Origin of the sequence: Methylobacterium sp. J-067 (assembly GCF_022829465.1) — a bacterium.
In the GTDB taxonomy this organism is placed as follows: domain Bacteria; phylum Pseudomonadota; class Alphaproteobacteria; order Rhizobiales; family Beijerinckiaceae; genus Methylobacterium; species Methylobacterium litchii.
Map to the genome: position 1 here is coordinate 67833 of NZ_JAKSXZ010000022.1, position 11857 is coordinate 79689.

Genomic DNA, 11857 nt, shown 5'->3' on the forward strand with positions numbered 1-11857 from the left:
TCGACAGAGCAGCCCGCTTGGTGCGAAACACGGGCCATGCGGGCGGGATCGGAAGACGAAGGGCTCGGTGCCCTATTCGAGGCGGCCCTGGCCGCCCGCCGACGGGCCTACGCGCCCTATTCCCGGTTCAGCGTCGGCGCGGCCCTGCGTGACGAGACCGGCGCCCTCCATGCCGGCTGCAACGTCGAGAACGCGGCCTATCCGGTCGGCACCTGCGCCGAGGCGGGGGCCATCGCCGCCATGGTCGCCGCCGGCGGCAGGCGGATCGCCGCGATCCTCGTCTGCGCGGACGGGGCCGTGCCCGTGACCCCCTGCGGCGCCTGCCGCCAGCGCATCCGCGAATTCGCCGGGCCCGAGACGCCCGTCTTCGCCGCCGGGCCGGGCGGGGTGCTCGCCCGCCACACCCTCGACGCCCTGCTTCCCGCCTCCTTCGGCCCCGAGACCCTCTCGTGACGGGCGATGCCCTCGCGACCCTGCGAGAGGCCGGCTTCCAGGGGCCGTATGCCTGCGCCATCGTGGCCGGGACCGGGCTCGGGGCGCTGGCCGAGGGGCTGGAGGACGCGGCGAGCCTCGACTACGCGGTGATTCCCGGCTTTCCGGGGGCGGGCGTCAGCGGGCATCGCGGACGGCTGCACCGGGGCCGGATCGGCGGCCGGCCGGTACTGGTCTTCGAGGGCCGCGCCCACGCCTACGAAGCCGGCGATCCGGCCGTGATGCGCCTGCCCCTGACCTGCGCCCGCGACCTCGGGGCGCGCTGCCTGTTCCTGACCAACGCCGCCGGCTCGCTCCGGCCGGAGGTCGGGCCAGGGCGGCTCGCCCTGCTCACCGACCACATCAACCTGTCGGGCCTCCACCCGCTGATCGGCGAGACGAGCGACGCCCGCTTCGTGCCGATGACCGACGCCTACGACCCCGCCCTGCGCGCGCGGCTCGCGCACGCCGCGCGGGGGGAGGGGATCCCGCTCGCCGAGGGGATCTACGCGTGGTTCTCCGGCCCGAGCTTCGAGACCCCGGCCGAAGTGCGCATGGCGGGCATCCTCGGGGCCGACCTCGTGGGCATGTCGACCGTGCCCGAGACCATCCTCGCCCGTTTCCTCGGCCTGCCGGTCGTGGCCGTCTCGGCGGTCACGAACCTCGCGGCGGGGATCGCGGGCGGTGCGCCCCACCACGCCGAAACCAAGGCGGTGGCCGCCGCCGCCGCCGGAGACCTCACGCGGCTGGTGCGCGCCTTCGCCGCCGCCCTGCCCGAGCCGGGAGAGACCCCATGACGACCGACGAATCCCGCGCCGTCGCCACGCGGGCGCTCGCCCTGCTGGACCTGACCGATCTCAGCGATACCTGCACCGAGACGAAGGTCGATGCCCTGTGCCGGGATGCCCGCGCCGGAGGTGTTGCCGCGATCTGCGTCTGGCCCTCCTTCGTGGCGCGGGGCGCGCAGGCGCTGGCCGGCACGGGAATCCGCATCGCGACGGTGATCAACTTCCCCGCCGGGGACGAGGATTCCGCCCGCGCGGCCGACGATGCCGCCGAAGCCTGCCGCGACGGGGCCGGGGAGATCGATCTCGTCCTGCCCTATCGCGCCGTCCTGCGCGGGGACGAGGCGGTGGCCCGGGAGGTGATCGAGGCGGTGCGCGAGACCTGCCCCGATTCCCTGCTCAAGGTCATCCTGGAGACCGGCGAGTTGCGCAGTCCCGCCGCCATCCGCGCCGCCGCCGACCTCGCGCTCGCGGCCGGGGCCGACTTCCTGAAGACCTCCACCGGCAAGAGCCCGGTCTCGGCGACGCCGGAGGCCGCGCGCATCCTCCTCGATGCGGTCCTGGCCTCCGGCCGGCCGGCGGGGGTGAAGGTCTCCGGGGGCCTGCGCACCCTGGACGACGCCAGGACCTATCTGGCGCTCGCCGACCGGGCGATGGGCCCTGCCTGGGCGCGGCCCGCGACCTTCCGGCTCGGGGCGAGCAACCTGTTCGGCGTGCTGATGCAGGTGCGGGAGGGCTGAGGATGCGCCTGCCGCAGGAGATCATCCGCGCCAAGCGTGACGGCGGCACCCTCTCCGAGGACGAGATCGCCGCCTTCATCCGGGGCCTGACGGGCGGGTCCGTGACGGAGGGGCAGGCGGCGGCCTTCGCCATGGCGGTGTTCTTCCGCCGGCTGTCGGTGCCGGAGCGTGTCGCCCTCACGCGGGCCATGACCCAGTCCGGCGATGTGCTCGCCTGGGACCTGCCGGGGCCCGTCCTCGACAAGCACTCGACCGGGGGCGTCGGCGACACGGTGAGCCTGCCGCTCGCGCCGATGGTGGCGGCCTGTGGCGGCTACGTGCCGATGATCTCCGGCCGGGGCCTCGGCCATACCGGCGGCACCCTCGACAAGCTCGCGAGCATCCCCGGCTACGACGTCGCCCCCGATCCCGACCTGTTCCGGCGGGTCGTGGCCGAGGTGGGCTGCGCCATCATCGGCCAGACCGCGCGGATGGCGCCCGCCGACAAGCGGCTCTACGCCATCCGCGACGTGACCGGCACGGTCGAATCCCTCGACCTGATCACCGCCTCGATCCTGTCGAAGAAGCTCGCGGCCGGGCTCGGCGGGCTCGTGATGGACGTGAAGCAGGGCTCGGGCGCCTTCATGGAAGGGCTGCCGGAGGCCCGCGCCCTCGGTGAGAGCATCGTGTCCGTGGCGGTCGGCGCCGGACTGCCGACGACGGCGCTCATCACCGACATGGACGCGCCGCTGGCCTCGGCCGCCGGCAATGCGCGCGAGGTCGCCTACGCCGTCGAGTATCTCACCGGCCGGCGGCGGGAGCCGCGCTTCCACGCCGTCACCCTGGCGCTCGGCGCCGAGATGCTGGTGCTGGGGCGCCTCGCCGCGACCCGCGAGGAGGCGGCGTCGCGGCTGGAGGACGCCCTCGCCTCGGGCCGCGCGGCGGAGCGCTTCGCCCGGATGGTCGCGGCGTTGGGCGGCCCGTCCGATCTCCTCGACAGGCCGGACGCCCATCTGCCCGCCGCGCCCGTGCGCCGCCGGGTGGAGGCGCCGGGCACGGTGGCCTCGGTGGCGACACGGGAGATCGGGCTCGCGGTGATCGCTCTCGGCGGCGGGCGCACCCGGCCGCAGGACGGCATCGACCCGGCGGTGGGCTTCACCGACCTCGCCCGGCCGGGCGATGCGGGGGGCCTGCTCGGGATCGTCCACGCGGCGAACGAGGCGGGTGCCGACCGGGCCGAGGCGGCCCTGCGCGCCGCCTACCGGATGGGCGAGCCGCAGGAGCACCGCCCGGCGGTGATCGAGCGGGTCGGCGGCTGACGCGCCCAAAAGAAAAGGGCCGGCGTCGCCGCCGGCCCCTGATTCCGTTCCGCGTGGCGCGGATCAGCGCTGGACGATGACCTTCGTGCCCACCTTGGCGTGGGTGTAGAGGTCCATCACGTCCTCGTTGGTCATGCGGATGCAGCCCGAGGACACGGCGGTGCCGATCGTCTCCGGCTCGTTCGAGCCGTGGATGCGGTACATGGTGCCGCCGAGATACATGGCGCGGGCGCCGAGCGGGTTTTCGACCCCGCCTTTCATGTAGCGCGGCAGATCGGGCCGGCGGCGGATCATCTCGGCCGGCGGGCGCCAATCCGGCCACTCGCGCTTCATGGTGATGGTCTGGACGCCGCCCCAGGTGAAGCCAGGACGGCCGACGCCGACGCCGTAGCGCAGGGCTTGGCCGCCGCCGAGCACGTAGTAGAGGCGCCGCTCGGCGGTGGAGACCACGATGGTTCCGGCGCCGTAGGGGCCGTCATAGGCCACCGTTTCGCGCTGGATCGCGGACATCTGCGGGACGGCCGCGCTCTGCTGGAGCGGGTCGGCGGTGGTGAGCGCGGTGTTGACCACCGGCACGGCGGCCGGCTCGGTGCCCTGGGGCCGCACGCGCACCGTCAGTACGTTGTCGATGGGCTGGCGAGTCAGCGGATCGATCTCGTAGGCGAAGGCGGGCGCGGCGAGAACGGCCGCGCCGGCGAGGCCGGCGAGGGCGGGAATAAAGCGACGCATCAAAGCCTCACGAGGGCAGGCGTAAAGATTACGGAGAACGCGGGAACGCTGGCGGACACGATGCCGTGCCGATCCTCACCAAGGCCTAAACGCTCCGGCCTCAAAGCCAAGCCTGAAACCCATGCCCCGGGCCATTCCGCCGCCGCCGTGATGTCATGGCAACACTGTGGCAGTGTGGCCATAAGGTTGCTGCAAGTGTGGCGATGACTGCTTCGTGCGCTCTGCCGAACTTCACACCTCGTCGGCGGCGGGGATCCACACGGCGGGCTCGCGGGCGGCGGTGCGGGTCGGGCCGGCGGGGATGCCGCGGATCTGCGTGAGCTCCGCCAGCTCCGGCGCCTGGGCGGTGTCGTCCGCCGTCAGAAACAGGCCCCGCGCCCGCGCCGCGCGGCCGAGGTCGGAGCGGCTGGTCCAAACGCTCTGGGCCGGGCTGGTCAGGAGCGCCAGGGCGACGGGGGCGAGCCACAGGCCGAGCCAGAGGTTGCCCGCCCAGGCGAGGCCGAGGAGCATCGTGGCGCCCACCACCACCGCATCCACCTGCAGGCGGAACGCCTCGGCCCAGGAGACCTGCCGGTCGTCGCGGGCCTGCGTTTCCCAGCGCACCACCTTGCCGAGGAAGGTCGCGCAGACGGCGCCCGCCGTGAACAGGGTCATCACCGGCCACAGGAACACCCAGACGGCCTGCTCCAGCGCCGCGCTGGCGAGAAGCCGGCCGGTGCCGCCGAAGGCGGCGCGGCGCTCGCGGGAGGCCAGCACGTGGACGAGGCTCAGGACCTTCGGCGCCGCCAGCACCCCGACGGCGAGCGCCGCCAGGGCGTGGGCGGCCGGGCCCGCGCCGCCGAGCCCGTAGGCCAGGAGGCCGAGATCGCCGCTGCGGGCCGCCTGCCACGCGGCGAGGCCGAGGAAGGCGATCCAGAGGGGCAGCACCCCGTAGGAGAGGATGCCGACCACGATGTGCCAGCGGCTCGCGCCACGCAGGCCCTTCCAGGGCAGCACGCGCAGGTGCTGCAGGTTGCCCTGGCACCAGCGGCGCTCGCGGCCGAGCAGGTCGATGAGGTTCGTCGGCATCTCCTCCCAGGTGCCGCCGAATTCCGGCAGGAGGCGCACCTCCCAGCCGGCGCGGACCATCAGCGCGCCTTCCACGATGTCGTGGCACAGGATCTCGCCGCCCAGCGGCGCGCGGCCGGGGAGCACCGGCAGGCCGGCATGGGCAGCGAAGGCCTCGATCCGCAGGATCGCGTTGTGGCCCCAGTAGCTGCCCTCCGGCCCCTGCCACGTCTCCAGGCAGCGCAGGGCCAGCGGCGCGTAGAGCCGCACCGCGAATTGCTGCACGCGGGCGAACAGCGTGTCGCGGCCGGCGGCGTAGGAGACGGTCTGGATCAGCCCGACCTTCGGGCTCGCCTGGATCAGCCGGACGAGGCGGGTCATCGCCGCACCGGTCATCAGGCTGTCGGCGTCCAGCACGATCATGAAGGCGTAGTCCTGGCCGTGGCTCGCGCAGAACTCCGCGACGTTGCCGGCCTTGCGCCCGACATTCTCCCGGCGCCGCCGGTAGCGGATGCGCGGCAGGGCCGGGTCCGCCGCCGCCCAGGCCTGGATGCGGGCGAATTCGTGCTCCTCCACGGCGGCGATGGCGCCGTCGCGGGTGTCCGACAGGACGAAGATGTCGATGTCGGCCGTGCCCTCCCGCGCCAGGGAACGGGCCATCACCCGCAGCCGGGCGAACACCGCGACCGCATCCTCCGCATGGATCGCCACGATGGCCGCCGTCCGCCCCGCGCCCTGCGGCAGGGGGCCTGCCGCCTCGGAGGCGCGCTCCAGCGCCGAGATCGTCCGGTCGCCGAACAGGCCGGCGAGGAAGCCGTAGAGGTACTGCCAGGCGGTGAAGGCGTGCCAGCCCAGGACCAGGGAGAAGGTGACGAGCACCGCCGTCGAGAGCGCATCCACCGCCGGGTAGACATGCGAGGCGAGCCACGCGATGGCCGCGGCGGTGGCGAGGCTCGGCACGGCCAGGGCGAGGCGGCGCCCCATGAGGGCGCGCGGCGCCCCATGCCACGCCTCGCGCAGGGGCGAGGCGGCGGGCGGGTCGCGGTCAGGAAGGGCGCTGTGGGACATGGGCGCGGATACTCGACCGAGGCGGGCATGCGGCGCACCAACCGGGCGGGCGCCGTGGGACGGAACGATCGGCGCAGGGCGAAGACCCCGCACCCCCGGCGCATCGCCGGAAGCCGACCGATCGATCCCCCCATGCCGCCGCCGCGATGCCTTGCACCGGGCGGCCGGTCAAACTTTGGGTAGCGGCATCGGCCTGAATATCGACAGAACGACGGCGCAAGCTGCCGTTCGGGCGGGACTTTCCGACGCGGGCGGTCGTTTTCAGGCGATCATGTCCTCGATGCGGATCGGAAGGCTGCGCTGACGGTGCCCGGTGGCGTGGTACACTGCGTTGGCGATGGCCGCGTTCACCCCGATGACACCCAGCTCGCCGAGGCCCTTCACGCCGAGCGGGTTCACCCGCTCGTCCGGGTCCGGCACGAGGATGGCCTCCACTGTCTGCGCGTCGGCGCTGGTTGGCACGAGGTATTCGGCGAGGTCCGGGTTGCGGTAGGCCGCCCCGTCGAGCACCGTCTCCTCCAGCAGGGCCGAGCCGAGGCCCCAGATCATCCCGCCCTTCAACTGGCTGAGGGCGGTGAGTGGGTTCAGCACCCGCCCCGCCGCGAAGGCGCCGGTGAGCCGGGGCACCCGGATCTCCCCGGTCTCGGCATGGACATGCACCTCCGCGAATTGCGCGCCGAAGGCCCACGACAGGGCATCGTCCGGCAGGGTCAGGCCGATATGGCCCTCGCGCAACGCCTTCAGTGCATCCGGCTTGCTGCCGCGTGGCACGAACGCGGCCACGACCTCCACCGCCTCTCCCTCCGGCGCCTTGGCGAGCTTGTCGCGCAACTGCGCGCAGCCGAGGGAGAGGGCGTTCATCAGGCTTGTGGTGGTGCTCGACCCGCCGGAGATGCCGGCCGGCGGCAGATCGGTGTCGCCGAGATGGACACTCACCCGTTCGACGGGGACGCCGAGCCATTCGGCGGCGCCCATGGCCAGCAGCGTCGTGATGCCGTTGCCGATCTCGTGGTGGGCGGTGGCGACCTCGACCGTGCCGTCGGCGTTGCGGCGGACCCGGATCGTCGCGGCGGCGATCTTCACCGGGCGCACCGAGGTGGCGCAGCCGAGGCCGACCCGCCACGGCCCCTCCTGCATGGCGCCGGGGCGCGGCAGGCGCCGCTCCCAGCCGAAGGCCTTCGCCCCGGCCTCGAAGCAGGCCATCAGCGGGCGCGAGGTGAAGGGCTTGCCGCTGACGGGATCGCGCGCCGTGTCGTTGCGGCGGCGCAGCTCGATCGGATCGAGGCCGAGGCGCCACGCCATCTCGTCCATCGCGCTCTCGAGGGCGAAGAGATACGGCACCTCCGGCGGCGCCCGCATTGGCCCGGGCGTGTTGCGGTCCACCCGCACCGCCCGCTCCTCCGTGCGGATCGCTGGGCAGGCATAGAGACTCGCGGTGACGTCGGCGCCCTCCATGGCGAAGGGATCGAAGCGCGAGGTCACCACCTCGGCCTCATGGACAAGAGCCGTGAGGCGTCCCTCCGCATCGGCGGTGAGGCGGATGTCGTGGCGCGATTCCGGCCGGTAATTGGCGATGGTGAAGCATTGCCGCCGCGTCGGCACCAGCGAGACCGGTCGCCCGAGGTGCCGCGCGGCGAGCGCAACGAGGGCCGTGTGTTGCGACAGGGCGAATTTCGAGCCGAAATGCCCGCCGATCAGCCCCGAGACCACGCGCACGTTGGCCGGATCGAGCCCGAGCTGGGCCGCGAGCCCATGCTGCACGGCGCCGACGTAACGTGTCGGCTCGTGCACGGTGAGCCGGTCGCCCTCCCAGGCGCAGCGGGTGGTGAACAACTCGATGGGGTTGTGGTGCTGGATCGGCGTGGCGTAGCGCGCCTCGATCCGGTGGGCCGAGGCCCCCAGCGCCGCCTCCGCATCGCCGACGCGGACATCCTCGTGCTGAGCCTTCAGGTCGGCGAGGCGGATGGTCTCGGCGCCGGGCGCATCGAACCCGGCGGACGCCGGCGCCTCGTCGTAGGCGACCCGCACGGCGGCGGCCCCGGCGGCGGCGGCCTCGGAGGTCTCGGCGACCACGAGGGCGACGATCTGCCCGGCATAGGCGACCGCATCGGAGTCGAGCGGCCGGTGCGAGGAGTTGACGTAGCCGCCGGCCATCAGGTGCGTCACGGGGGCGACGCGGCCGGCGCACTCGCGATGGGAGAACACGGCGAGCACGCCCGGCACCGCATGCGCGGCGGCGAGATCGAACCCGACGATCCGCCCCCGGGCGATGGTGCTGGTGACGAGGGCGGCATGGGCCATCGCGGCCCCGGTGTCCCGCCGAGGGGTATCGGAGGCATAGACGGCCGTGCCGGTGACCTTGGCGGCCCCCTCGACCCGGCTGTGGCTCTTGCCCAGCACCGCTTCCATCGCCGCCTCCCGCATCCCGTGCCGACAGCAACCGGCCAGCCCCGCCGGGGGCTCCGCCTTGCGGCGCCGAGACTCGGGACGGAACCCGCGCACCAAGCCCTTGCCCTCGGCGCCCCGGGCGATTATGAGCGCCTATCCGCAGAGTTCGACGGTCGCGCCCCGTGCCGACCCCGTCTCGGCGGCGCACGGTTCCGGTTGGGGCACCCTGGTGTCCTGTCCGAGCTGGGCTGGAGAGGTGGCAGAGCGGTTGAATGCACCGCACTCGAAATGCGGCATGGGTGCAAGCCCATCGGGGGTTCGAATCCCCCCCTCTCCGCCAGTTACCCGTTCGCTGAAGTTCGCCAGCGTCCGCTAAACCCCGGAAATCACAGTGTTTTCACCACGGCGGGGAACCGCCGGGGTTCGCACGCGTTCGCCCAAATTCGCGACTGCCATGTGGGTAGCCGCGTGGGTGAACTAGACATGGCTGGCAAGCTCACCGCCCTTGGGGTCGCCAAGCTGAAGACCCCCGGCATGTACGGGGACGGCGGCGGCCTTTGGCTTCAGGTGACGAGTAAGGGCTCGAAAAGCTGGATCTTCCGCTTCACGCTGCGCGGCAAGTCGCGTGAGATGGGGCTCGGCTCGGCAGGCACGTTCACGCTGGCTGAGGCACGCGACAAGGCACTGACCTGTCGCAAGCTCTGCTACGAAGGCATCGACCCTATCGAGATGCGGCGCGGCCAGCGCCAGGACGCGGCGATTGAGGCCGCGAAGGCAATCACCTTCCGAACCTGCGCCGAGCGATACATCGAGGCGCATAAGGCCGGCTGGCGCAACGCGAAGCATGCGGCACAGTGGACGGCGACGCTCGAAGCCTACGCCTTTCCCATATTCGGCGATCTTCCCGTCGCGGCCGTCGATACCGGCTTGGTGATGCAGGCGCTGCAGCCGATTTGGACGACGAAGGCCGAAACAGCAACGCGGGTGCGCGGCCGAGTCGAAGCGATCCTCGATTGGGCGACGACTCATAGCTACCGGCGCGGTGAGAACCCGGCGCGATGGAAGGGCCACCTTGCCAACCTGCTGCCGAAGCGGTCGCGGGTGCAGAAGGTTGAGCACCACGCCGCGCTTCCCTTCGCGCAGGTGCCTGCGTTCATGAAGTCGCTCGCCGAGCAGACGGGCGTCGCTGCAAAGCTGATGACCTTCACGATCCTCACGGCGGCCCGGACAGGCGAGGCGCTAGGGGTACGGTGGTCTGAGGTCGATTTGGATGCTGGGATCTGGATCGTCCCGGCCGAGCGGATGAAGGCCGGGGCCGAACACCGCGTACCGCTCTCGTCAGCAGCGCTGGCCATCCTCGCGGAGATGAAGGGCCAAGATGCGACCTACGTCTTCCCTAGCGGCCGACGCGGTAAGCCCCTTTCCAATATGGCCATGCTGGTTCTGCTCCGGCGGATGGAGCGCGAGGACATCACCGTCCACGGCTTCCGCAGCAGCTTCCGGGATTGGGCCTCGGAGACCACCGACTTCCCGTCCGAGGTGGTCGAAATGGCGCTCGCCCATACCGTCGAGTCGAAGGTTGAGCGGGCCTATCGGCGCGGCGATCTCTTGGAGAAGCGGCGCGAATTGATGGCGTCTTGGGCTGAGTTTGTCCGAGCATCAGCCTAGGAGTGCTCGAAAATGGACTACGGGTACGATCTAGCTGCACTCGTAAGTAGTGGCCTGAAAGACGAACGCGACGCTTCGCGGCGCATCATTAAGAGGCTAAAATCAATATCGAAAGATATTGAGCGCTCTGATAGGGTTGATACCGCAACCAAGATGCAAATGTCGGCGCGAATTAAAGACGCTCGCCGCATTATCGATCAGCTGATGCATCTTATAGAAATTAGTCACGACGGCCAAGTCCCTAAATGGGTGCTTAAGTTTCGTCTCATGCGCCTTGTCGACTCGATGCTTGAAGTCGGCAGCCACAATGGCGCGGGTTACGCAGGCGTGATTAGTTCAGAAATTGCAAATAGACCAAGATCAGAAACCGCAGCGAACAAAAATAAAATACTTCGCTCAATCATACAGGATGAGGCACAGGCGAAGGGTCTCGTTCTAAAGAACAGTGATAAGTTCGCGCAGCGTATAGAGTCTGGCGTGCGGAAGCGGGCTGGCGTGGACGCCGATACCGAAGGTTTTGGCTGGCCGACAATCCGGCGAGAAATCAAAGCACTGATCAAGGAGAAAAAGGGTCAGACCCAGGCGTGACCCTTTTAGTTGCTTGATCCCTAAACTCACGCCGACAAGTATCCGTCTGTACCCGCCCGAATGCGGCGCGGCCAAACATTAGGTGCAGCCATGAACTATTCGGTTCAGAGCGGCGCGGACAACCCGCGCACGCCAGTGGAGAAGCTTGCCTATACGATCCCCGAGACCTGCTATGCGACAGGCCTTGGCCGAACGACCGTCTACGACCTGATTGCGAAGGACAAGCTTCGCGCGATCAAGGCTGGCGCGCGGACGCTGATCCTCGCGGACAGCATCCGTGGCTATCTCAACTCTCTGGCGGAGGCTGCTTGAGCCATGAAGAAACCCGCGCATCGCGGGGCGACGGCGGGTCTCTCAAATGCTTTCCGGCAAGTCAGCGTTGAGAGATATGCGCCAGATCACGCCCCTCTTCAAGCCTGTATTCTGATCCACCGCTTTGGCCTCCCGCCCGCGACGGCGGCGATGCTGGCCGAGCTTGCTTATCCCGTCCTCGACACATGGAGGGCGCAGCGATGAGCGCTCGCAATCCCTACGGCATGTTCCCGACCGCTTATGGCGTATCCGTCCCGGTCTTTAAGCCGTCGTCGGATGCATCATCCGACCCCGATCACTTCCTGTTCGATATGGAGGGGACCGCAGTGATGGCAGGCATCCATGATGCCGCCGAGCGCTGCCGTTTCGTGGCGGATGCAAGGCGTCTGAGTGGTTGTCCTCGCTTTGAGAACTACGGCGGTCACAACGTGCCGCACTCGCCACTGCCGAGGCCGAAGGAGCCTGCCTACCCTAAGGTAGCTGGGATGGAGGCCGACATACCGGTCGAAGCATGGACGACCGGCATTCTCAACTGTTCGCGGTGGATCGACCGCGCCGACTTCCTCTTGGACATCATCGGCGACAACCAAGTGCTGGCCACCGCGTGGGTCAATGACACCCTCATGGCAGAGGTGAGTGCGCTAGGCTTGTCCATCGTAATGACGGCCGCTCTCGAACATCTCTGCGAGACGGAGATCGACTGTCTTGAAGCGGCGGCGATGTACGCGCTGACCGAGCACGACGAATGGCGCCAAGCTGGTAT

The 11857-nt window shown here is 70.3% G+C and carries 11 protein-coding genes and 1 tRNA gene; 9 read left to right on the plus strand and 3 right to left on the minus strand.

The features are described 5' to 3' along the window. The first annotated feature begins 36 nt into the window (after positions 1 to 36). Genes cdd through deoA form a run of 4 tightly spaced genes read left to right on the plus strand, consistent with a single transcriptional unit; the run spans position 37 to position 3294 of the window. The gene (gene cdd / locus MKK52_RS01135) at positions 37 to 453 is read left to right on the plus strand and encodes a cytidine deaminase (RefSeq protein WP_243951912.1); all 417 of its coding nucleotides are present in this window, start codon (positions 37 to 39) and stop codon (positions 451 to 453) included. Then, positions 450 to 1268 carry a purine-nucleoside phosphorylase gene (locus tag MKK52_RS01140; RefSeq protein ID WP_243951913.1) on the plus strand — a complete coding sequence of 273 codons (819 nt, stop codon included), beginning with the start codon at positions 450 to 452 and terminating at the stop codon, positions 1266 to 1268. The genes cdd and MKK52_RS01140 overlap by 4 nt, the downstream gene beginning before the upstream one ends. Next, positions 1265 to 1996, plus strand: a complete 732-nt coding sequence (gene deoC / locus MKK52_RS01145; protein ID WP_243951914.1) for a deoxyribose-phosphate aldolase — start codon at positions 1265 to 1267, stop codon at positions 1994 to 1996. Before MKK52_RS01140 ends, deoC begins: the two co-directional genes overlap by 4 nt. 2 nt (positions 1997 to 1998) lie before the next feature. Continuing rightward, entirely contained in the window at positions 1999 to 3294 is a 1296-nt protein-coding gene (deoA, locus tag MKK52_RS01150; protein ID WP_243951915.1) for a thymidine phosphorylase, read from the plus strand. Between the two features lie 63 nt (positions 3295 to 3357). Here deoA and MKK52_RS01155 read toward each other — a convergent pair whose 3' ends face one another. The 3 genes from MKK52_RS01155 to MKK52_RS01165 form a co-directional block, all read right to left on the minus strand. Continuing rightward, positions 3358 to 4023, minus strand: a complete 666-nt coding sequence (locus MKK52_RS01155; RefSeq protein WP_243951916.1) for a L,D-transpeptidase — start codon at positions 4021 to 4023, stop codon at positions 3358 to 3360. A 231-nt stretch (positions 4024 to 4254) separates the two neighbouring features. Next, positions 4255 to 6138 carry a glucans biosynthesis glucosyltransferase MdoH gene (gene mdoH / locus MKK52_RS01160; protein WP_279597568.1) on the minus strand — a complete coding sequence of 628 codons (1884 nt, stop codon included), beginning with the start codon at positions 6136 to 6138 and terminating at the stop codon, positions 4255 to 4257. 261 nt (positions 6139 to 6399) lie between these two features. After that, positions 6400 to 8547, minus strand: a complete 2148-nt coding sequence (locus MKK52_RS01165) for a xanthine dehydrogenase family protein molybdopterin-binding subunit (protein ID WP_409564596.1) — start codon at positions 8545 to 8547, stop codon at positions 6400 to 6402. 229 nt (positions 8548 to 8776) lie between these two features. On the opposite strand from MKK52_RS01165, the gene MKK52_RS01170 reads away from it, so the two are divergent. The 5 genes from MKK52_RS01170 to MKK52_RS01190 form a co-directional block, all read left to right on the plus strand. Next, positions 8777 to 8866: transfer RNA gene (locus MKK52_RS01170), tRNA-Ser, on the plus strand. A 143-nt stretch (positions 8867 to 9009) separates the two neighbouring features. Then, positions 9010 to 10194, plus strand: a complete 1185-nt coding sequence (locus MKK52_RS01175) for a tyrosine-type recombinase/integrase (protein WP_243951917.1) — start codon at positions 9010 to 9012, stop codon at positions 10192 to 10194. 12 nt (positions 10195 to 10206) lie between these two features. Then, entirely contained in the window at positions 10207 to 10782 is a 576-nt protein-coding gene (locus tag MKK52_RS01180; RefSeq protein WP_243951918.1) for a hypothetical protein, read from the plus strand. A gap of 90 nt (positions 10783 to 10872) precedes the next feature. Further along, on the plus strand, positions 10873 to 11094 hold the full coding sequence (locus MKK52_RS01185) for a helix-turn-helix transcriptional regulator (protein WP_243951919.1): 222 nt from the start codon (positions 10873 to 10875) through the stop codon (positions 11092 to 11094). A gap of 200 nt (positions 11095 to 11294) precedes the next feature. After that, positions 11295 to 11857, plus strand: a 563-nt coding sequence (locus MKK52_RS01190) for a hypothetical protein (protein WP_243951920.1), incomplete at its 3' end; no start/stop codon positions are given.

Bases quoted from the DNA above. Each gene is read 5' to 3' on its own strand.
- mdoH (WP_279597568.1), bottom strand. From the start codon at position 6,138: ATGTCCCACAGCGCCCTTCCTGACCGCGACCCGCCCGCCGCCTCGCCC.
- MKK52_RS01175 (WP_243951917.1), top strand. From the start codon at position 9,010: ATGGCTGGCAAGCTCACCGCCCTTGGGGTCGCCAAGCTGAAGACCCCC.
- cdd (WP_243951912.1), top strand. From the start codon at position 37: ATGCGGGCGGGATCGGAAGACGAAGGGCTCGGTGCCCTATTCGAGGCG.
- deoC (WP_243951914.1), top strand. From the start codon at position 1,265: ATGACGACCGACGAATCCCGCGCCGTCGCCACGCGGGCGCTCGCCCTG.
- MKK52_RS01180 (WP_243951918.1), top strand. From the start codon at position 10,207: ATGGACTACGGGTACGATCTAGCTGCACTCGTAAGTAGTGGCCTGAAA.
- MKK52_RS01165 (WP_409564596.1), bottom strand. From the start codon at position 8,547: ATGGAAGCGGTGCTGGGCAAGAGCCACAGCCGGGTCGAGGGGGCCGCC.
- deoA (WP_243951915.1), top strand. From the start codon at position 1,999: ATGCGCCTGCCGCAGGAGATCATCCGCGCCAAGCGTGACGGCGGCACC.
- MKK52_RS01185 (WP_243951919.1), top strand. From the start codon at position 10,873: ATGAACTATTCGGTTCAGAGCGGCGCGGACAACCCGCGCACGCCAGTG.
- MKK52_RS01155 (WP_243951916.1), bottom strand. From the start codon at position 4,023: ATGCGTCGCTTTATTCCCGCCCTCGCCGGCCTCGCCGGCGCGGCCGTT.